Below are 21,391 nucleotides of genomic sequence, written 5' to 3' on the forward strand. Positions count from 1 at the left end.
CGGACCAAAGGGCAAATACGCGATTCTCGTAAGGGTGGGATTGACAGATTGACAAAACGATAAAATGATTATCCCTTTCGTTATCGAGACATCTACTTACATTCGCGTTTTATCCTGATAACCGTGAAGGAATAGGCCGGCATTTCATAGGGGAACTTCTCCCCTATTTCCATTGCGCTTTCCACCGGTACGGCATCCTTGTCGGACGGGCGACCCGAAAGGACGGTCTTCTGCCCTACGGCTTGATGTCCGGCCAACGACGGGATTTCCATGTCCGCCTTGACCGCCACCGGAAGCAGGTTCACCAATTTCACGACAAGGTCGCCGCTTTCACCGTCCTTCACCACGGAAACGCCCACTCGGCTGCGCACATCATGCCTCCGGTTGTCCACCGTCAGCGTGGAGGGCAGGTATTCGCTTCCGGTGTTCTGTCCGTACATCTTTTGCACGTAGTAGTCCACAGTGGGTTTCACTTCCGTGTTGTTGAAGTAAATCAAGTCCGGCCTCCACTGCGTATGCCCCTCCTTGGCCAAGAGCGGAGCGTATGATGTCATGCTCACCACATCGCCGTTGCGCTCCACCGAAGTCAGGAACAAGGCAGCCGCCAAGGCCGTTTCGATATTGCTCGGCCGTCCCGGGGCATGGGCCGCATACTCTCCCAGATAGACCTTGGACTTGTTGCGGTCGTAGTGGTCGTAGTAATCTTGGTTGTAAATGAACCATCCCGGCGTATTGTAATTATGCTCGTCCACCATGGGCAGTTTCAAACGGTCGGCCAAAGCCCATCCTTCCTCATAGTCCGTGCCTTCGCTGAAAGGCCCCGTCGTGCCGATGACCGTGATTTCGGGATATTTTTCCCGGATGGCCTCATAAATCATCGTAAACCGTTCCGTAAACACGCGGCTGATGAGGTCTTCGTTGCCCAAACCTATATATTTCAGGTTGAACGGTTCGGGATGTCCGGCCTTGGCCCGTTCGCGTCCCCATCGTGTGGTCTTGGCATCGCCGTTGGCGTATTCTATCAAGTCCAACACGTCCTGCACATATTGCCCCATCTCTTCCATCGGGATACCGCCCTGCTGTCCAAGGCTCGTCACAATGTCCTTGGAATGATGGCTCGGTCCTCCGATGCCTGAGTTCTGGCAGGGCACGCCTGCCGCCACGACCGGTAACGGTTCGGCACCGATGTCCTCGCAGAACTGGAAATACTCGAAGTAGCCCAAACCGCGCGTCTGGTGGTAGCGCCAGATGTTGGCCGCAGGCTTGCGGGCTTCCAACGGGCCGATGGTTTCTTTCCAATGATAGATGTTGTCCACCCCGTCCCCATGGGCCAAGCATCCACCGGGGAAGCGGACGAAGCGCGGACGGATGTCGGCAATGGCCTGAGCCAGGTCGGCACGCAACCCGTTCTTCCGTCCCTTGAACGTCTTTTGCGGGAACAGTGAAATCATGTCGAGGGCATACCGTCCGGCAGACTGCGGGATGATGACGAGCCGGGCCTGCGCGACGGTGGCCGTGGCTTTCAGCACGGCTTCCCGTTTTTTCCAGGTTTTGGAGGACAACTTGACGGTGGTCTCGGCCACGGTCTTTCCCTGTGGGTCGACCAGACGCACCACGGTCTTTCCACCTCCCTTTCCGTCCGGCGTACGGGCGAAAAGCGAAAAGTCGTACTTCTCGCCTTCATTCACCGCAATGCCGTCGAATCCCGTATTTGTGAAGCTGCCGTCGGGCTGCGCCACGTCGAGCACGGCGTAATGGGGATTGTTGGGATGAACGGGCTGTTCCGTGGACACGTCAAATGTCATGCTCTTGCCTTCCACCCTCCATGCGTAGCGGCTGTTCCAGTTCTTGTCCTTGTTACCATCGGTTTCGGAGTACTCGAAATCCCGGTTCTGCACCAGTTCGGCATACAGTCCACCGTCGGCTGCATAATTCAAGTCTTCAAAGAACACACCAATCAAGTCCTCACTGATGGGCTTTGCCCGGCCTTCGTCCACGGTAATCCGCGCACTGACCGTTTGCAGTCCGGCAAACCGGGCCGCGTCATGTTCTGCACGTTCCCCGCGTTGGGCGTTGAGGGCAGAACGATATACGCCATGCCGTTCCAATCCTTTCACTATGCCGTACGGCACCTTCAGTGCAAATCCCGCGATAGTCTTGTCGCCCACTTGCATGGTGTCTGCCACCGGCATACGTGCGTTTTTCACCTCATGGCGCGATTTCTCGTCTGCCATGAAAAACTCTTGAGGTTTCCACCGTATCAAGTCTGTTGAAGAAGAACTGCCCATCGCGCTGCCGTCCGGGGTCAAATCCCAGAAGCAATGCCACCGCCCGTCCGTCCGGTCCTGTACCAACTGCGGGCGGTACACGTGTTTCCAAGGACCGAAGTCGCATTTCAGGAACACCATGCCTCCGGCCACGTCGTGCCATTGCTCGCGATCCGTGCTCCATACAAGTTGCATGCCGCGCCGCCCGTTGTCGTTCACCGTAGGATACGGAAAAACATACACGGAGTCCGGTTGTGCCGCCCACGTAGGGACAACAAAAAGATTGACAAAAGCAATACTTAAATAAATATTATTAAAATTCATGTTGACTGCACATTATGATATTTTTCTTCTTAATATAAAGGATAGCTGTGGGTAACTGGAGTCATGATGAAAGTGAAATCATAATCTCCATACGGCAGGCGGAATTCCGGTTCGGGCATGGCACTCCAACTGTCGATACAAGCCAATCCCATCTGCACCTTGTCTATCAGCACGTTGGTCAGGTCTGCCTTTTCCACTTCCTGCGAATGGCCTTGTTTCTTCACCGGCCCTTCGTCCAACGATTCGATGGTGTAGTGCAGGGAGGAAGCCGAGAACGGAGCATCGGCCACGAACTGCAACCCCGTGCCTTTCACGTCGAGGACTTTCCACCAACGGATGTCTGTTTTCGTGCCAGTCTCTTGCGGACGGATGTAGGGATAGAACTGCTCGTCTACGGTCTGGTGATAAATGCCAAGGTCCGTACTGTGGTTGCGGTTGCTGTAATTCTCCACCGGCCCGCGACCGTAGTAAGACACGTATTCAAAATCCTTGGGCATGACTAATTGCATGCCGAAGCGGAACATGTCGGATACCTTTTTCCCCTTGTCGGCCACCATCTTTTGGTTGACTTTTACGGTGCCCCGGTTGTTGATGGTATAGGTCAGGTAAAGCTTGGCCGACACGCTTCTCATGTCGTATTCCGCCGACACGACAACCTGTCCGTCTTTCGTTTCGTGTTTTAAAGACGTGAGATGCAGGTCGGGATTTTTCCAAGCCGCGTATTTTTGTTGCAGTTTGGCACCGTAGTCATTGTCGGTCGGGGCGCGCCAGAAGTTCGGGGTCAGCGCATCGCCTTTCCGGATGAACTCTGTCCCGTCTACGACATAACGTTCCATGTATCCGGTCATCTTGTTGAAACGTATCCGGAAGTCCTCTCCCGTGATAATCAGATGGGCAAGATTACGGTCGTTGACTTGTGGGACGGCATCCGGAATGTAACGCAGGCTTTCGTTCTTCAACACCATGTCCAGAGCCTGATAAGGCCGGAGTTCGATTTGTGCCTTGGCCACCACGTGACGCGCCGGAATGATGCCTTCCCTTTCCCGTTGCAGGTATCTCACGTTGAGCAACCATTCGCCTTCCCCGTCAGTTCCGCCCCAGTCCAAGGTCATCGTGGCGGTTTGTTGCGGTTGGCAATCTATCCGTTCCACCGTTCCGCTACGCATGACTTTTCCGTCTTTCAGCGTTTCCCACTCCATGACGTATGCCGAAAGGTCGCGGAAGAAATTCTCATTGTATATCTTGATTTCGCCTTTCGACAAATCTCCGGGCGTGGTCCAGATGTTCTGGTAGAAGTACCTCACTTCATGGCTATGCGGGTTCGGCACACGGTCGGGGCCGAACAGGCCGTTGTCCATGTAGTTGTCATCTTTCGTCTTATAATCATCGAAATCCCCGTCGTAACCGTATATCATTTCCCCGTTGCGACCTGTCCATCTTGGCGACTGGTCCACCCAGTCCCAAATGAAACCGCCTTGGAACTTGGGATATTTCCGGATCAGGTTCCAATAGATGTTGAAGTCGCCCAAAGCGTTGCCCATGGCATGGGCATATTCGCACATGATGAAAGGTTTCTGTTTGCTCTCGTCCTCGCAATATTTGATGCAACGGGAATAAGTGGGATACATCGGGCAGTAGACATCGGTGGTGGAACCGGTGTCGTAAGCCTGTTCAAAGTGGACGAAGCGACTGGGGTCTTCTTGTTTGACCCAATCGTAACAGGCCTCGAAGTTCGAACCGTTGCCGCACTCGTTACCCAACGACCACAGGATGATGCTGGGATGGTTGAAATTGCACTGCACGTTGCGTTGGTTGCGTTCCAGATGTGCTTTCTTGTAGCTCGGTTCTTTGGCCAACGTGGTTTCCTTGAATCCCATGCCGTGGCTCTCCAAATTGGCTTCGGCCACAAGATAAAGGCCGTAACGGTCGCACAGCTCATACCAATAGGGGTCGTCCGGATAGTGGCAAGTCCGCACGGCATTGACATTGAATTTCTTCATGAGTTGTATGTCTTGGAGCATCCTCTCGCGGGTAACATACGAACCTCCGTCGGGATCCATCTCATGACGGTTTACTCCTTTGATGAGCACGGGCTGCCCGTTCACCAAAAGTTGGCTGTTCTTGATTTCGATTTTCCGGAATCCCACTTTTACGGGTATGACTTCGCGGATGGTGCTGCCGTCCTTCAGTGTGACCCTGAGGGTGTAAAGGTAAGGAGTCTCTGCCGTCCATTTATGCGGGTTCTTCACCGGCATGGTCACAGACCGGTTTCCTGTTCCCCCTACCTCTTCCGAACAAACGGTTTCCCCGTTGGCATCAAGCAATTCAAGCGCAACATGGGCTTTGCCTTTCACGTCCAGACGGACATCCAATGTCCCGTCCTGGTACCGGTCGTCCAAGCCGGGAGTGACCCGAAGGTCTTCTATCCGCTTGGCGTTGCGTACGTAGAGGTAACAGTCGCGTGATACACCACTGTAACGGAAGAAATCCTGATCTTCCAGGTAACTGCCGTCGCACCAACGGAACACTTGGAAGGCTATCAGGTTCTTTTGACCCGGTTTCAGGTAAGGGGTCAGGTCGAATTCCGCTGCCATCTTGCTGTCCTCGCTGTAACCCACAAACTTTCCGTTGACCCATAGGTACATGTTGGAAGACACGGCACCGAAATGGGCGATGATGTCTTTCCCTTTCCAGTCTGAAGGAATCACCACTTCACGGCGGTAGGAACCTACGTGGTTGTTTTCCACCGGGACATGGGGCGGCTTCTTGAACGTGCGTCCTTCATAGCCTTTCCATCCGAAATCTATTCCCGCATACACCGGGACATCATAACCGTTCAGTTCCCACACGCCCGGAACCGGGAAATCTACCCAACCCTTGTCGTTGAACCCCGTTTTCCAGAAGCCTTCCGGACGTGCGTCCGCATGTTCCACCCAGTTGAATTTCCAGTTCCCGTTCAGGCTCATGAAGTTCTCGGAAAGTTCTTTCATTCCTTTTGCCGCCAGTTCCGTACTTTCGTAGGCAAAAAAATCGGCGTGCATGGGGACACGGTTGACGGCGTTGATTTCAGGGTCCTGCCACTCTTTGAAGGTTTGTGCATAGGCATGGCATGCGCATACGCCTAATATTCCCAATAATATTCGTTTCATCGTATGTCGATTCTGTTTATGAATGTACATGGTACAATCTTTAATTATAGACTTGGAATGACTTGTTTTATTGTGCCGTCTTCATTAAAAACCACGCGATCCATGCAGACTTCGCGGTGATAACCCGCTTCACGCCCCATCGTGATGCCGTCGGGGAACTTGAAGCGATGGTAGACAATATACCATTCGTCTGTGCCGGGCACCTGCAGGAATGACTGGTGGCCTGTGGCGTAGATGCCCTGATCGGGCTTTTTGCAGACTACCACCCGGCTTTCCTACGGGTCAATCGGGCCGACAGGAGACTTGGAGCGTACGTAACGGACTTCGTAGTCCGCGCTCCGCGTATCGTTTTTAGACCATGTGAAATAATAGTAACCGTCGCGGTAGAATACATAGGGGGCTTCACTGTAATGCCGGTCGTTGTCGATGTGTATCTTCGTGGTGTTCGGTTTGACGGATGCCATGTCGTCATTGAGTTCACACACGGCCATGTAATAGTTGCCCCAGTACAAATAAGTCTTGCCGCTCACGGGGTCAGTGAAAACGTCCGGGTCGATGTTCTGCCCGCGTTTCATTCCGCAGGGTCGTTCGCGGCTTATCAACGGTTTTCCGCTATCACGGAACGGCCCTTCCGGACGGTCGCCCACAGCCACTCCGATTTGCCGTTCTGCCGTATAGTAAAAGTAATATTTGTAACTGCCGTCTGTCTGCTTTTTCTCTATGATGCAAGGTGCCCATGCGTTCTTTTTCGCCCAAGACACGTTTCTCAAATCCAAGACGACGCGTTCTTCTTTCCAAGTTTTCAAGTCGGCAGACGAGAAAGCCTTGAAACTCGTGCCGCCCCAATTCGGAATACCATCCGTCGTGGGATAAATGTAATATTTCTTAGTCTGTTCGGAATACAGCACTTCCGGGTCTGCATAATAACCGGAGAACAGGGGATTTTTCTGTATGGATGCCGTGGAGACATATTTCCGTTTGTTCTTCTGCCAGTAAGCTTCAAGCTTGTCGGCCTCTTCTGCGGTCAGATGTACCACAGCCCCATGCTTGGGCGCGTTGAAATTTGTGGATTTCATTACGCCTTCGTTGAAACGTCCTAGATTCTTGAACGTGATGAAGTCCGAAGTTTCGGTAAAGGCGAAATTGTGCGGCGTGATGCTGTATACGTCGTACATCAGCACCCATTTGTCCTCTCCGAGGCGTTTCCATACCGTGGGAGCCTCACAAGATTTCGGTTCAAAGTCGTACCAACGCGGATCGTATTCGTAGCCTCCGTTGATACGATCGGAAACAGCCTGCTTGATACCCGGCTGTCCGTCGTGCGCCACGTAGAAAAGATGGTACTTGTCCCCTACCTTGGTGATGTCGCCGTCGATGGCCGAAACCGTTTCGTCCGGGTATTCGTAAAGCAGTTGGGGCAGGCTCTCGATACGGTCGAAATCATCGTTCACATACACGTAATACAGTTTGTTGCGTTCGTTGCGGAAGCGCATGGTGTAGGAAATCATCAGTTTGCCCGCCCGTTCATCGTAGGCAATTTCAGGTGCCCATGCGCAACCTATTTCACTCAATCCGGCTGTCAGTTGGTCGAAACGGACGTTGGCGCGTTTCCAGTTCACCAAGTCCCACGACTTCATCAGCACCAGCCCCTTGTTGTTTCCCCAACCGTACATGTTGCGGTCGCGCTCCCACTCCGTTTCGCGGAAACCGTCACGACGGGCAAATACGTGGAGGTCGGTCATGGCCAAATAGAATGCACCATCCGGGCCACGATAGATATAAGGGTCGCGTATCCCTCTTTGGTAAGCAATCGTATCACCGGCTAAGACAGGTTCCCCGTCGTTCAGGGCCGTGAACGTGTATCCGTCGCGGCTCAATGCCATGTAGAGCCCGTGCGTTTCGTCCTTGTGGAACACCATCAGGTAGGCACTCAAGTCTTTTTCCTGCGGAACGGCGTTTTTATAACGGAACCGGTGGAAAGCCGCTTCACCCTTCCCAATGGAAACCAAGCCTATACGCAAGGCATAGAAACCCTTGTAGGCGTTGTGGTGCATGCCGGACACATCGATGCCTTCGGCCAATGTGGTCCATTCCTTTCCGGCCTTTCCAACCAAAATGGAGACGTGGTTGCCTTGGTTCTTTATTCGCACCGTGAACTGTCTGCCTAACGTGTTGGGCATTTCTGTCTTTTGTCCGGCGTGCCGGTAGATAGTGAATGTCTTGCCGTCCGATACCAGTCCAGCGTATGCTTTTTCGCTATAATAAAGCAGGAGTCCGGCTGTATTGTTTTTCCCGACCGTGACTTCAACTTGTGTTTCATAATTCTTGTCTTCCGCAGTAGCGAGCAACAGTCGGCCGTCTGCTGGAGTCTTGCCTTTGGCTTTCAGCCGCAATGTCCGGTTTTCGAGGGTCACGGCTTTCGGGGCATATTCTTTCCAGAACGTCCATTGTAAGCCCAATACCTTCCCCTTGAAGTCATCGGAAAGTTCCAGGCCGTGAGGGATGGGAGCCTCAGTCTTGGGAAGCGTGCCTGTGGATTTGGCACGGCACCATCCGTCTGGCGTCCACTCGATCGGTTCGATAAGGGTTTGCCGTCCCAACGTATGGTAGCCTTTGGCGTATGCGTGGTACACCACCCACCAGTTTCCGTTTACGTCGTCTATCAGTGTGCCGTGCCCTTTAGACCACCAGCTTTCCCTTTCACTGTAAGTATGCACCAACGGGTTGAACGGAGAGTTTTCCCACGGTCCGAGTACGCTTTTCGAGCGTGCCGTCACGACCATGTGACTGGTGCCCGGTCCGGCAGTTCCGCCTTCGGCCGACGTGAGGTAATAATACCCGTTGTGGTAGTTCAGTTTCGGGGATTCCAGATACATGCCTTCTGTTCGCCAGTTCCGGGGATAGGGCCAACCGTCGTAGACCTTTTTTACCTCGCCCACCGTAGACAGACCGTCATCGGAGAGTTGCACGACTTTGCCTTCGGAGAGATACAGGTAACGTTTTCCCTCAGCATCGGCCACATGTCCGGGGTCGATGCCTTTCACCTTTAAATCTATAGGTGTGCTCCACGGCCCACGGATGTCATCTGCCCATATCACCCAATTCGTCCCTGCGGCCGGATAATAGATATAATACCTATTATTGTATTTCACCAAATCCGGTGCCATGGCCGAGCCTTCCCATTGTGCCATGGCACGGCATACCGGTTCCCAATGTTCCAAGTCTTGGGAATGCCAGATCAGGAAGCCCGGCGCATAATAAAAAGGAGAATGCGTCATGTAGTAATCCTTCCCGTCGCGCAAGATGGAGGGATCGGGATAGTCTCCGGCAAGGATGACTTTGGGAAAGTCCTTCGCTGACGAATTCCATACCATGAGAAAGAACAGGAACAATGAAATAACTTTTTTCATAAAATCATGTTTGGGTTTGTGATGTGATACATTATTTAACAATATACTTTTTACCATCTACGATATAGATGCCTTTACGCAATCCCCCCAACGCATCCGCATGTTTCACGCTCTGGCGAACCATGCGTCCGGCCAGGTCGAATACATCCACTTCGTCCTTTTCATCAGGATTTCCATTTGAAATACCGTGGATATTATCCCCCTTGTTCTGTCCGACATAATAGAGGCGGAAGTTGTCTGCCCACCAGTATTGCCCGTTGCCTCCCACGACTCCGGTTCCCCGTACACCGATGACTACCGTACCGTTTTCCACATACACCTCCGGGATGACCGTGGTCGTGGAAAGTGCCCCTTGGGCTACGTCCCATTTGCCCTTATCCCCATTGAAAGGCGCATCCGTGAAAACGCTGTCCGAATACACATAGACCGTACTATCAGCTCCTGTACCACTTTCAACAGTTTCAATATCAATTTGGCGTGTCAAGGCAAACAGTTGGATAAGTTCAGGCTGTTTTGTGCAATAAGTTGCGGCTTCTACACGATAAGCACCGTCTGGTAAAGCCACTTTACCTTCTTGGTTTCCCATATTGCCCAACACTTGGGAATAAACATTGGGTGTGCCGATATTATGTGCGGCATTTCCGGACCAACTCCAACAACTCAGCCATGTATCACCTGATAACTGGTCGGTTCTGGCCGGAGAATCCGCAGTACTCGTGCACTCCCAACCGTTGACGAGGGTGTTTATAGGGGAGTCGTTTTCATCCGTCGCGTCTTGATAGACATTCGGGTTCACAATGAAACTGGTCATATCCAACGGATGATCTACACTCACTTCTGCCAATACTTCCGGAGTCATTGCTTCCACGCATGCCATCTTCAAAGCCTCCGTATTCATGTCGGCATCGATTTCGTCGAAATCATCGTTTTTCAATAATTCCACCACAGCCTTATAGGCTTCATTATCAGACAAACCACCGATTTGGTCTGCCAAGGTTTTGGCTTTGGCCATAGGATAGCACAAAGCTATGGAGGCTCTTAAAGTTTGCATACAGCCGTTAAGGGTTTCTATTTTGGTCTTAATTCTTTCATCCAAATAGTTATCCCAACTCATGTCTTCGGCATAAACCATAGCGTCTTCCAAAGCAACCGAGAAATCAGCCGTAGGTTTAGGCTGGGCGTATGCAAGCCCGTCTCTTATCTGGGCATCCAAAGCAGAACCTTCGCTTAACAGCGGTGTGATGGTCTTATAGTGCTTTATGATACTGTCAGCTTCTGCATTCAAATCATCCAAGTCTTCAATAGCCATTTTAAGTTCCTCTACGGTGGCATGTCCTATCAATGACGGATAACCTTCCTGCTCATCCAAAGCAATTCCATAAGTATCGCTGTCGTCAATTCCTATTTCTACTATCACCCCATGCTTTGAATATGCTGAATCCAAACGGACTTGTAAGCGGTCGCGGTAGGCACTGATTACATCTTTCTTTATGTAATAAAGGCGGAAATTATCCGCATTCCAATCCTTTCCGTTCCCGGTTACGGGGCCGTCGCAAACGACACCGATGTACAGTTTACCGTCACGTACCTCAAAACTGGACACTTCGGTCGTGGTACTGAATGTCTCGCTGGCGTTGTCATAAAGTGCCTTGTCAGCATTCACCTCGGCAAAAGCAAAATCCATACTGTCGGTAGAGGCATACAAATGCACACTGGACGGTTCCGTATTGGTCCACGTGGCGGCTTTCAGTGTATACAGGCCGTCCGGTAGCTTGACGGCACCATCCGAATCGCCTCCTATCAGTTGGCTGTAATTGGATCCCGTAAGGCGGCTTCCTGTCCAACTGTTACATATCAATCCTTTGTTACCTGTGCCTTCCGGAGTGGTATACCATTTTCCATCGGCACTCCCTTTCTGGCACTTCCAACCCTCAGGCGGTGTCATTTCAGACGTTTTTTGGTAAATATTGGGATTGGTGATGAAACTGGTAAGTTCTATCGGATTCTCATCAGAAGCTCCTTCCAAAAATTCCTCTGTCATGGCCGGGAGACATACTGCATTCAGCGAAGAAGTCGCAGCAGCGGCTACATCATACGTAATTTCTTCCTTACCGGAGAGCAAAGTTTCCACTTGGGCATAAGCTTCGTTGCCTTCCAATCCACCTATCCTGTCGGCCAAATCCTTTGCCTTTTGCAGGGAATATGCCAAACTGATGAACGTAGTGGCTTTCGCCGTGGCGGCTTCCATATCGGCAATACCTTGTTCCACACCGTCTTTCACTTCGTTCAATGTAGATAGTTGTAATATGCTTTGGGCCGCTTCAATTCCATTTTTCAAGTCCGCCCTCACGGCATCTGCAACCTGATAAACACCGCTTTCCATTTTGCCGTATATATCCTGTGCCCTTGCGATGCTGTTACGTAAAGTTGCCCCATGGGTACACAAGGTTTGGGCCAAAGCCGTATGCTCTTCTATAATGACGGTAGCTTGTGCGATTTCGCTTTCAGGGGTGGAAGCATTATATTCCTTATACTTATCGATTATCGGTGACAATTCTTGAGAAGCTGTAATCCCCAAGACCTGAAGAGAATCCTGCAGGAACTCCAACTTGTTGAGCTTTACGGCAAAAGCATCGAAAGCCGTACCTTCAATGTACAGTTTAAAATTGTCCCAACAAGTCCATGTCCCTCCGGCATTGGTGGTAATGGCGATACCCATTAGCATTTCCTTCCCTTCGTTCACGGTGAAAGTAAGTTCGTTCCAATAACTTTCCGGATATTTTTCACAATAGGCATGCATGCCTTCCATCCCGTCCGGCCATCCGTTTCTTTGGTTTGCCACGCTCCCATCTTTCGCTTCGCTATAAAGTGATTTCATTTTTACAGAATCCGTCCCGGCAAACAAGTAAGCCTGAATGACCTCCGTCCCGGCTTCATAACCGGCACCGTTGTCATTTCCACCCGCACGGTAAAAACCTTGCACTGCCAATTTGTATTTTCCGGCTTTCAGGCCCATGACTTTTTGGGAGGCCGAATTTTGTGATTGGTAAAGCTCTGCATTCTGGAACGTTGCATTTACCGCAGGAAGTATGGTTCCGGATTCCCACCCTTCGTTCGTACCGGTGGAGAAATCTGCGTTCACGATGTACGTATCTGTTACATCAATCCAATTTTGCGCGGAAAGCATGCCGCTGACGGCCAATGCCATGGCAAAAGTAGCTATCCCTCGCCGTGTACCCTGCAAAGGGCTACTCTTAAAAAAGTCTTTTTTCTTCATAACGAAATTCAAGGTTCTATTAGTTTTACCGTAAGACGCAGCCGAACCGATATAACTGCGAGACCGGACTGTTTTCTAGATAGTTTTATATATAGGACGAATGATGGGATGAAAATACCTAATTGGACCTCGAAATTTTAACATTTGACTCGAAATGCCTATTAATTATCAGGAGAAAGCGAAACAGGCATACTTCCTTTACTGTTTTTTTCGTACCTTTGCGCCCAAATTATGAAGTTAGGCTGTTTTCCTACATATAAATCAAACATACACAAGAAGAAACCAATGGAAGAATCAAACAAATCCGAATTAAAAACAGAGTTGATATACGGGTTGAACGATCGGCCGCCTTTACGCGAAACTTTATTTGCAGCCCTGCAACATTTATTGGCCATTTTCGTGGCTATCATCACCCCACCGCTTATCATAGCCGGAGCTTTGAAGTTGGACATCGAGACGACCAGTTTTCTGGTTTCCATGGCATTGTTTGCTTCCGGCGTATCCACGTTTATACAGTGCAAGCGAATCGGAGGTATCGGTACGGGATTGCTGTGCATACAGGGCACGAGCTTTTCTTTCATCGGTCCTATCATCTCTGCGGGGCTGACCGGAGGTCTTCCCGTTATTTTCGGGGCTTGCATGGCGGCCTCTACAGTAGAAATGTTGATTAGCCGCTTATTGAAATATACCCGTAAAATCATTACGCCGTTGGTTTCCGGTATTGTCGTGACGCTGATTGGCATGAGCCTTATCAAAGTGGGGATTACGGCCTGCGGAGGCGGTGCGGTGGCCAAAAGTAACGGGACTTTCGGCAGCTTTGAACATGTCGGCCTGGCGGCTTTGGTTCTGTTGCTGATTATTTTCTTCAACAGGAGCTCGAACCGTTACTTGCGTATGAGCTCGATTGTCATCGGACTTGTCATCGGTTATGCGGTGGCTTGGTGTATGGGGTTGGTGGACTTTTCTTCGGTACAGAGTTATGGAGGGTTCAATATACCTGTACCTTTTAAATACGGCTTGTCTTTTGACTGGTCGGCTTTTATCGCTTTGGGACTGGTGTATTTGATTACGGCGATTGAAGCCTACGGCGACATCACGGCCAATTCACTCATCTCGGGAGAGCCGGTAGAGGGAAAGACGTTCGTGAAACGGGCTTCCGGAGGGATTTTGGCCGATGGTTTCAATTCCATGTTGGCCGGAGTGTTCAATTCCTTCCCCAACTCAGTCTTTGCCCAAAACAACGGGATGATACAGTTGACTGGAGTAGCGAGCCGTTACGTAGGATATTATATCGCAGGATTCCTTGTCTTGCTAGGACTTTTCCCGGCCGTGGGTCTGGTGTTCTCCTTGATGCCTGAACCTGTATTGGGCGGTGCCACGCTGTTGATGTTCGGCACAGTGGCTTCCGCCGGAATCCGCATTATTGCAGCCCAGACCATCGACCGCAAAGCCACGTTGGTGATGGCATTGAGTTTTTCTTTGGGATTAAGTGTGGAATTGGTGCCCGAGATTCTTTCACAACTTCCGGAAACGGTGAGAAACATATTCTCGTCCGGAATCACGACCGGTGGTGTCACAGCTATTTTGGCCAATGCCTTGATTCGCATTAAAGAATAGGTAGAAAGGAAAAGAACGGCTTTGGGCAAGGGTAAAAACAACCGGATAGAGGAAGAGCAGCGTACGGTAGAATTGATGATTCGTCTCTACTGCCGCTACAAGGAAGGCAACAGGACTTTATGTCCGGAGTGCCGTGAAATGTTGGATTATTCCCGTGCACGTCTATCACGGTGTCCCTTTCAGAAAGATAAGCGTACGTGCCGTCTTTGCACCATACATTGCTACCGTCCGGACATGAAGCGACGCATCCGGAAAGTGATGCGATATGCAGGTCCGCGTATGTTATGGTATCATCCCCTGATTGCTTTGCGGCATTTATGGCGGGAATATAGGGGATAAAGCTACGATTATTCAGAAGGTTTTTGATAATAATAATACCACCAATACGTATTTCCGTACATGCGCCGGCATTGGTTCGAGCGTTCCGTCGCATGGGTATATTGCATACCGTAGTGGAGGAAGTCGTTCAGATTTGTTTCTATTACGCTGTTTTTGTACGTAATGGCCGGAGTGGTATGCAAACGGTTATATAGAATGAGAGCCTCTTTGTAATGTAACGGGAGGTTGTCGTTCACTTCATGGCAACGTGGTAGTACGGTGACAAAAGCATCAAGGTTCTTGTCCAACAGATAGGCGCAGAGCAAATAATCTTTTGCGGCAGCAGTGGCCGAAGGCCGTTGTGACAGAAGCTCGAGAAACTGAGTGTTGTCTTTCATATTTTTCCCCGGCTTCCCCCCTAAATGTTTGTATAAGGCATTCGTCCAATCATGAGTGTAGGTTGTATCAGAAAAACTGGGCAACAGCCCTTGGCTACCGTTATATTGAGGAAAATCGAAAAGCTTCTCGCCTAAAAGGTTCTCACGGCTTAGTGCAAACATTCTCATGGCAGTCAGGCTCCGGTCTGCCTGTAATGATTTGGCTCCTACTTGCAACGCCAATGAGTCCTGCCCTTCGACGAGGCATCTCTCGGCTTTGAGCCGGTAGTGGTATACATCTTTCGTATTGGCTATGCTGTTTACCATGCAGAATTGCAACGCAAGCCATAGGAAATTCACCCAAAGGAAGGAAAAAGCATTCTGTTTTCCGTTTTTACGGTCCGGGAAATGCAGGGCTGTCCATGTCACAAGGATATACAGAAAAATGCAGACCGTGAGCCATATCCAATTAGTGGATAATTGCACATTCCATCCCGTTTGAGGAACAATGGACGTAAGCAATCCCAACACGACGCACGACGGGAAATAATAGAGCGCATGGAAACGCAACGGATATACCATTATCCGCCGAAAAACTCCCTGCAATAGCAGTAGCAGAAGGGTAATGACGACCGCTCCCCACAACGGAGAATAAACGGTCTGCCCTTTCGACAACAAATGTTGTGCGGTAGCCAATAAGTCAGCCTGCATCACAAACAGGTAAAGCAGGGAGAACAAGGTGAAAAGAGAACCGCATACCCATGAAATCATGCGTGCGGTTCTTTTCTTATATGTCGGTTTGTACATCCGGAATCCAGTTTCAGTTTATTTGTTTTTACTCTTATTCATTTTCCGTCTTTTTATCTTCTTGCGCCCGACGGAGTACCATGGCGGAACGTGCCGGAAGATAGAGTTTGAGCCATCCCTTTCCATCCCGGGCCAGAAGCGGGTCGAAGTTGGTCAAGTGGCGGAGGCTGTCATCATTCAATCCGTGTCCGCCGAATGCCGGGGCATCAGTGTTCAGCACCACGTCGTAAGCCCCTTGAGGCACCATGAAGCCGTAATCCGTATACGAACGGGCATAGCTGAAATTAAAGACAAATACGAGGTCATTACGGCTATAGGCCAATACCTGGTCACCATCGTTATGCCAGATTTCCGTCACGGGAGATTTCTGGATATTTTTCTCCTTGCCAATAATATCAAGCATTGCTTTGTCGAAATCGCCTAAGTAATGATAGCACAACTCTTTATTGTCTACAAGATTCCACTGTCTCCGTGCATACTTGTGACTCCATCCGTTACCTTCACGCGGAAAATCAATCCACTCCGGATGACCAAATTCATTACCCATGAAATTGAGATAACCGCCGTTGATGGTGGAAGCCGTAAGCAGGCGAATCATTTTATGCAAGGCTATACCGCGTTCTACGGCGTAGTTCTCATCTCCTTTTTTGAAGTGCCAATACATGTCGGCATCTATCAAGCGGAAAATGATAGTCTTGTCGCCCACCAAAGCCTGGTCGTGGCTTTCACAATAAGATATGGTCTTCTCGTCAGCCCGTCGGTTCGTTACTTCCCAGAACATGCTGCTGGGTTTCCAGTCCTCGTCCTTCTTTTCCTTGATGGTCTTTATCCAATAGTCGGGAATGTTCATGGCCATGCGGTAGTCGAACCCGTATCCGCCGCTTTTGAACGGGGCAGCCAATCCCGGCATGCCGCTCACTTCCTCAGCTATGGTAATGGCTTTGGGGTTGACTTCGTGAATCAGCACATTAGCCAACGTCAGATAACAGATGGCATTGTCGTCCTCATGCCCGTTGAAATAATCCCCATAGTTGCAGAACGCCTCGCCCAACCCGTGGCTGTAATAGAGCATAGACGTGACACCGTCGAAGCGGAAACCGTCGAAATGGTACTCGTCCAACCAGAATTTGCAGTTGGACAATAGGAAGTGCATGACCTCGTTCTTGCCATAATCGAAACACAAACTGTCCCAAGCAGGGTGTTCACGCCGTCCGCCCGAATAGAAGTACTGGCAGGGGTCACCGGCAAAGTTGCCCAAGCCTTCCACTTCGTTCTTCACGGCATGGGAGTGCACGATATCCATAATCACGGCGATGCCCCTTTTATGTGCCTCGTCGATGAGCTGCTTTAGTTCCTCCGGCGTACCGAAACGACTGGAAGCGGCAAAAAAACTCGACACATGGTAGCCGAAACTTCCGTAGTAAGGATGTTCCTGTATGGCCATGATTTGTATGCAGTTGTACCCGTCTGCAGCGATGCGGGGCAGCACCTTTTCACGGAATTCATTGTAAGACCCTACTTTCTCCGCATCTTGCGCCATGCCGATGTGGCATTCATAAATCAGCAAGGGAGCCGTATTGGGGCGGAAAGTCTTCTTTTTCCATACGTAAGGCTGTTCGGGTGCCCAGACCTGTGCACTGAAGATTTTGGTCTGTTCGTCTTGCACCACGCGGCGGCACCATGCCGGAATACGTTCGCCGCATCCGCCTTCCCAATGTATTTTCAACTTGTAAAGGTCGCCGTGCTTGAGGGCTTTGCCGCGCAATTTGATTTCCCAGTTGCCGGTGTCCTTTATCCTTTTCAACTGATATTTCGGCGATTCCTTCCAATCATTGAAATCGCCTATCAAATAGATTTCGGTGGCATGGGGCGCCCATTCGCGGAACACCCACCCCGTAGCCGTGCGGTGCAGGCCGAAATATAAGTATCCCGAAGCGAAGTCCGACAAAGAGCATTTCCCATTCTGTGTGAGTTCTGCGATTTTGTCTTCCGCATGCCGGTGGCGACCCACGATAGCGGCTTCATAATCTTTCAGCCAAGGGTCGTTTTTAATGATGTCCAAAGTCTTTGGACTTGACTTTACTGTTGATTTTGCCATAATAAGAATAGAATTAAGGTGTTATTTTTATTGTTGGTTCCAATCATCCGATACCGGAATTTTAAAGACGGCTTTCTTCAAAGCTGTCGGTGTTACGCCCGGCGCGTGTGCGTCTTGTGGGAAAAAGATGGCAAACATGCCTTTCTTTACGGTGACGAAATTTCCAGGGCACTCTTTATAGAATGAAATGTCTTTGGTTTCATCGTATGGTGTAGGCTGCAATTCTTTTAAGGGGGAATATCCCATGGTTTCATCGCCCGTGAGAGGTATTTGTATGTCTACCATTTTCCTGTGCGATTCGAGAACGGCCTGGGAAGAAGCCTTTGGAGGGACGGTCTGCACGTTTACGAAGCATCCGTCGGCATCCCATTCAAAGCGTCCTTCCGGTAAAGCTTGCAAATCGTGGCTTTTCAAAAAGCCGATGACCGTCTTCAATGTAGGGAGAAGACGGGTATAATCTTTCAGGTGCGCTATGTCATCGATAATCATAATGTCAGGGGTTTATCGTTCTGTCGGTGCAAATATAGACGTTTGTACGAATATCTCATTCATTTTTCAGTAACTTTTTATGCCTTTGGAGCACTTTCAAGAGATCTTCATGCACTTTTCCGTTCGAGGCGAACACTTCCTTGGCCCCGAGGCAATCAGGATTGCCGTCAAATCCAGTCATTTTACCACCTGCTTGTTTCAAGATGATGTACCCCGCCGCAATATCCCATGGCCCTATGAAAGCCTCCACGCGGGCTTCAAAGCGCCCGGCTGCAATATAGCAGATTTCTGCGGCGGCCGCGCCCATAAGCCGCAGCCCTCCCACATGGCCGTACAAGTCTTGTATGAGGCCGAGGGCGAAAGAGCGGTAGTTCTCTGCTTTATATGGGAACCCTAATTCAATGAAAGATTGGTCGAGCACACTTTGGTCGCTGACGTATATCTCCTTGCCGTTCAAATAAGCCCTACTGTCTTTGTTGGCCCAAAAGAGTTCTTCACGGCCGCATTCGTACACTACGCCCAACAGTATTTCCTCACGGTTGCGCAAGGCAATGCTCACGCAATACGGCATGCAGTCATGAATATAATTGCTCGTCCCGTCCAAGGGATCCACCACCCAACAATATTCCTGTTCTTCCAACGAACCGGACCCTTCTTCGGCAATAAAACCGGCTTCGGGGAGCAATTCATGCAACCTCTCCACGATATGTTTTTCAGATGTCTTGTCCACGTACGACACATAGTCATGTGCCGCTTTCTGCTCTACACGGCTACGGTCAAAAGAAAGCCGTTCTTTTTTTAAAAACTCACCGGTCTGTCTGGCCAGTTTCTTGACTTCCTCGGTCAGAAAATCCAAGTCCATTTATGTTCCTCCTATTTTACTATCACTCCGTGGCTGTACTCTCCTTTTTGGACTATATTGCCGTCCTTGTCTTTCATCACGAAAGGGCCGTCTTTCTCATTGTCCTTGAAGTTTCCTTCGAAGCGCATACCGTTTTCATCCTCCATGATGCCGGGGCCGTTCTTCTCTCCGTTCTTGAACATTCCCTTGAACTTCGAGCCGTCTGTCATACGCAAGATGCCTTCCCCGTCCATTTGTCCGTCTTTCCAGTTCCCTTCGTAGGTGTCGCCGTTGCTCCACACGTATTTTCCCTGTCCGTCGCGTTTGTTGGCTTTCCACATGCCGGTGTACGATGCGCCGTTGTGCCACGTGAACGTGCCTTTACCGTCTTGGAATCCGTTCTTGAACTGGCCGACGTACTTGTTGCCGTTGGCAAAAGTGAAAATGCCTTCACCGGTACGTTCGCCCTGTACGTAACCGCCTTCATATTGGTCGCCATTGTGGAATTTGTACACTCCCTTCCCGTGCTGCACGTCGTCCACCCATTCTCCGGTATATTTGTCCCCGTCGGCATAGTTGAACGTACCTTTGCCGTTGCGTTGGTTGTCTTTCCACATGCCGTCGTACCATGAACCGTCGTTCCAGTCGAAGATGCCTTTGCCGTTTTTTTGGTCATTGCTCCATTCTCCCCGGTAGAATGCCCCGTTGGCGTATTTATATTCCCCGTAACCTTCCCGCTTGTCGGCTTCCCAATTACCTTTATACACGTCTCCGTTGTAATAGTACATGGTGCCTTGTCCCTGTTGGAAGTCGCGGAACCACAAGCCTTCGTATTTATTGTTGTTCATGAAATAATATATGCCATGCCCGTGTTGTTGGTCTTGAAACCATTCGCCTTCGTATTTTTCTCCGTCAGGGAATTTATACACGCCGTATCCTTGGCGTTTGCCTTTCACGTATTCGCCTTCGTAAGAGTCCCCGTTTTTGAAGTGGGTAATGCCTTTGCCGTAGGGTTTGCCTTTGAACAGTTCCCCCTGGTATTCCGCACCGTCTTTAAAAGTATAATTTCCTATTTTGATTTCTTGGGCGTAGCCTTGCAGGGCAGGCCATAACAAAACTATGCCGAAGAGTTTGTGTTTCAATCCCATTGCCGTATTGTATATATTTGAATGTGTTATCGTTTGCTCCTGTTCTTCAGGAAAGCTTCGGCCGCTTCGAGGTCGGCCGGCGTGTCGATGCCGATGGTTTCTATTTCACTGGTGCCCACCTTGATGGTGTAACCGTTTTCCAACCACCGTAATTGTTCCAACGATTCGGCCAACTCCAACGGTGATTGCGGCAGGGAGGTGAGTTCTTTCAACACATCGGCCTTGTAAGCATACAAGCCGATATGCTTGTAATACACATGCCCCTTCAGCCACTCCGTTTTATCCTTGTTGCGTTGGTAAGGAATGATGGAACGGCTGAAATAAAGGGCCTGCATCCGGCGGTTGACCACCACTTTGGGCGAGTTGACGTTTTCCAAGGCGCCCCAACCGTCAGCCGACGTGAAAGGTTTCACTAAGGTGGCGATTTCCGTTTGCGGGTCTTCAAAACAAGCCTTTATGGCATCCAACTGCTGCGGTTGGATGAAAGGTTCGTCGCCCTGGATGTTGACGACCACGTCGTATGGTTTGCCCTGCGATACGTAAGCCTCATAGCAGCGGTCCGTGCCGCTCTTGTGGTCTGCGCGGGTCATGACGGCCTTGCCGCCGAATCCTTCTACAGCCTTGAGAATCCGTTCGTCGTCGGTGGCCACGAGCACATCGTCCACCGCGCCGGACACTTGCTCGTACACCCGTTGGATGACAGTCTTGCCGCCCAACATGGCCAAAGGCTTGCCCGGAAATCTCGTGGAAGCATATCGTGCCGGAATAATCCCTATGTAATTCATTTTTTAGCTATTAATAAAGTATACCATACAAAAATACAAAAAGATTTTGTAAGGGAGGGTAAAACTCCCTATTTTTGTGGATAAAAAGAACGGATGAAGAAATGTTTCATAGGATTGGGCAGCAATGAATGCACGGCGGCACGGCTTTTGGCAGCGCAGTCCGACTTGCGCATGTCGTTTCCCGGCATCGTGTTCAGTCGCTTGGTGCGGACTGCCCCTGTGGCCTTCGATTCGCCCCGCATGTTTTACAATCAGGTGGCTTGTTTTACTACTCCGCTCACGGCATCGCAAGTCCGCGAATGCCTGAAAAAGATAGAACGTGACCACGGGCGTACACCGGAGGATAAGTCGCGAGGCATCGTGAAAATAGACATCGACCTGCTGTGTTACGACGGGGAATTACTCAAACCGGAGGACTGGCAGCGGGGTTATGTCCGCGAGGGGGTAGCGGAACTGGCCTTTTCCTGAAGGACGGAATGCCTAC

At 50.4% G+C, this 21,391-nt stretch carries 12 protein-coding genes and 2 pseudogenes; 3 read left to right on the forward strand and 11 right to left on the reverse strand.

Features of this window, described 5'->3' with window-relative positions; all coding sequences use genetic code 11:
* Positions 1–92 precede the first annotated feature (92 nt).
* The 5 genes and pseudogenes from HMPREF9442_RS12430 to HMPREF9442_RS12450 all read right to left on the reverse strand — a co-directional run bounded on the left by HMPREF9442_RS12430 (position 93) and on the right by HMPREF9442_RS12450 (position 12,427).
* Entirely contained in the window at positions 93–2,591 is a 2,499-nt protein-coding gene (locus HMPREF9442_RS12430) for an alpha-L-arabinofuranosidase family protein (RefSeq protein ID WP_008629136.1), read from the reverse strand.
* 29 nt (positions 2,592–2,620) lie between these two features.
* Entirely contained in the window at positions 2,621–5,740 is a 3,120-nt protein-coding gene (locus HMPREF9442_RS12435) for a glycoside hydrolase family 2 TIM barrel-domain containing protein (protein WP_040603099.1), read from the reverse strand.
* Between the two features lie 44 nt (positions 5,741–5,784).
* A pseudogene (locus HMPREF9442_RS16985) lies at positions 5,785–6,648 on the reverse strand (family 43 glycosylhydrolase).
* A gap of 81 nt (positions 6,649–6,729) precedes the next feature.
* A pseudogene (locus tag HMPREF9442_RS12445) lies at positions 6,730–9,150 on the reverse strand (family 43 glycosylhydrolase); the annotation flags it as partial.
* A 31-nt stretch (positions 9,151–9,181) separates the two neighbouring features.
* Positions 9,182–12,427, reverse strand: a complete 3,246-nt coding sequence (locus tag HMPREF9442_RS12450) for a T9SS type A sorting domain-containing protein (protein ID WP_008629140.1) — start codon at positions 12,425–12,427, stop codon at positions 9,182–9,184.
* Positions 12,428–12,712: 285 nt separating this feature from the next.
* Here HMPREF9442_RS12450 and HMPREF9442_RS12455 point away from each other — a divergent pair, with 285 nt between their 5' ends.
* Together HMPREF9442_RS12455 and HMPREF9442_RS12460 are read left to right on the forward strand one after the other, a co-directional pair.
* Positions 12,713–14,044, forward strand: coding sequence for a nucleobase:cation symporter-2 family protein (locus HMPREF9442_RS12455; RefSeq protein WP_040603101.1), 1,332 nt, complete (start codon positions 12,713–12,715; stop codon positions 14,042–14,044).
* A 21-nt stretch (positions 14,045–14,065) separates the two neighbouring features.
* Positions 14,066–14,383, forward strand: a complete 318-nt coding sequence (locus HMPREF9442_RS12460; RefSeq protein ID WP_008629146.1) for a nitrous oxide-stimulated promoter family protein — start codon at positions 14,066–14,068, stop codon at positions 14,381–14,383.
* An 8-nt stretch (positions 14,384–14,391) separates the two neighbouring features.
* On the opposite strand, the gene HMPREF9442_RS12465 is transcribed toward HMPREF9442_RS12460, so the two are convergent.
* Genes HMPREF9442_RS12465 through kdsB form a run of 6 tightly spaced genes read right to left on the reverse strand, consistent with a single transcriptional unit; the run spans position 14,392 to position 20,907 of the window.
* Positions 14,392–15,546: a DUF6057 family protein gene (locus HMPREF9442_RS12465; protein ID WP_008629147.1), complete on the reverse strand. Its 1,155-nt coding sequence runs from the start codon at positions 15,544–15,546 to the stop codon at positions 14,392–14,394.
* Between the two features lie 34 nt (positions 15,547–15,580).
* A complete protein-coding gene (locus tag HMPREF9442_RS12470; RefSeq protein ID WP_008629148.1) occupies positions 15,581–17,644 on the reverse strand; it encodes an alpha amylase C-terminal domain-containing protein in 2,064 nt (687 codons plus the stop codon).
* Positions 17,645–17,671: 27 nt separating this feature from the next.
* Entirely contained in the window at positions 17,672–18,133 is a 462-nt protein-coding gene (locus HMPREF9442_RS12475) for a NanQ anomerase/TabA/YiaL family protein (RefSeq protein WP_008629149.1), read from the reverse strand.
* 55 nt (positions 18,134–18,188) lie between these two features.
* Positions 18,189–18,995, reverse strand: a complete 807-nt coding sequence (locus tag HMPREF9442_RS12480; protein ID WP_008629150.1) for an inositol monophosphatase family protein — start codon at positions 18,993–18,995, stop codon at positions 18,189–18,191.
* An 11-nt stretch (positions 18,996–19,006) separates the two neighbouring features.
* The gene (locus HMPREF9442_RS12485; RefSeq protein WP_008629155.1) at positions 19,007–20,122 is read right to left on the reverse strand and encodes an MORN repeat-containing protein; all 1,116 of its coding nucleotides are present in this window, start codon (positions 20,120–20,122) and stop codon (positions 19,007–19,009) included.
* Between the two features lie 26 nt (positions 20,123–20,148).
* Complete coding sequence (gene kdsB, locus HMPREF9442_RS12490) at positions 20,149–20,907, reverse strand: 3-deoxy-manno-octulosonate cytidylyltransferase (RefSeq protein ID WP_008629156.1); 759 nt, start codon at positions 20,905–20,907, stop codon at positions 20,149–20,151.
* Positions 20,908–21,000: 93 nt separating this feature from the next.
* Between kdsB and HMPREF9442_RS12495 the strand changes: the two genes are divergently transcribed.
* Positions 21,001–21,375 (forward strand): 2-amino-4-hydroxy-6-hydroxymethyldihydropteridine diphosphokinase, encoded by a 375-nt coding sequence (locus tag HMPREF9442_RS12495; RefSeq protein ID WP_008629157.1) that lies wholly within the window; start codon positions 21,001–21,003, stop codon positions 21,373–21,375.
* The last annotated feature ends 16 nt before the right edge of the window (positions 21,376–21,391 follow it).

Source organism: Paraprevotella xylaniphila YIT 11841, from assembly GCF_000205165.1.
Classification (GTDB): Bacteria; Bacteroidota; Bacteroidia; order Bacteroidales; family Bacteroidaceae; genus Paraprevotella; species Paraprevotella xylaniphila.

Coding starts and splice junctions, on each gene's coding strand:
- HMPREF9442_RS12430 (WP_008629136.1), bottom strand. CDS start 2,591: ATGAATTTTAATAATATTTATTTAAGTATTGCTTTTGTCAATCTTTTT.
- HMPREF9442_RS12480 (WP_008629150.1), bottom strand. CDS start 18,995: ATGGACTTGGATTTTCTGACCGAGGAAGTCAAGAAACTGGCCAGACAG.
- HMPREF9442_RS12470 (WP_008629148.1), bottom strand. CDS start 17,644: ATGGCAAAATCAACAGTAAAGTCAAGTCCAAAGACTTTGGACATCATT.
- HMPREF9442_RS12485 (WP_008629155.1), bottom strand. CDS start 20,122: ATGGGATTGAAACACAAACTCTTCGGCATAGTTTTGTTATGGCCTGCC.
- HMPREF9442_RS12455 (WP_040603101.1), top strand. CDS start 12,713: ATGGAAGAATCAAACAAATCCGAATTAAAAACAGAGTTGATATACGGG.
- HMPREF9442_RS12435 (WP_040603099.1), bottom strand. CDS start 5,740: ATGAAACGAATATTATTGGGAATATTAGGCGTATGCGCATGCCATGCC.
- HMPREF9442_RS12475 (WP_008629149.1), bottom strand. CDS start 18,133: ATGATTATCGATGACATAGCGCACCTGAAAGATTATACCCGTCTTCTC.
- HMPREF9442_RS12465 (WP_008629147.1), bottom strand. CDS start 15,546: ATGTACAAACCGACATATAAGAAAAGAACCGCACGCATGATTTCATGG.
- kdsB (WP_008629156.1), bottom strand. CDS start 20,907: ATGAATTACATAGGGATTATTCCGGCACGATATGCTTCCACGAGATTT.
- HMPREF9442_RS12450 (WP_008629140.1), bottom strand. CDS start 12,427: ATGAAGAAAAAAGACTTTTTTAAGAGTAGCCCTTTGCAGGGTACACGG.
- HMPREF9442_RS12495 (WP_008629157.1), top strand. CDS start 21,001: ATGAAGAAATGTTTCATAGGATTGGGCAGCAATGAATGCACGGCGGCA.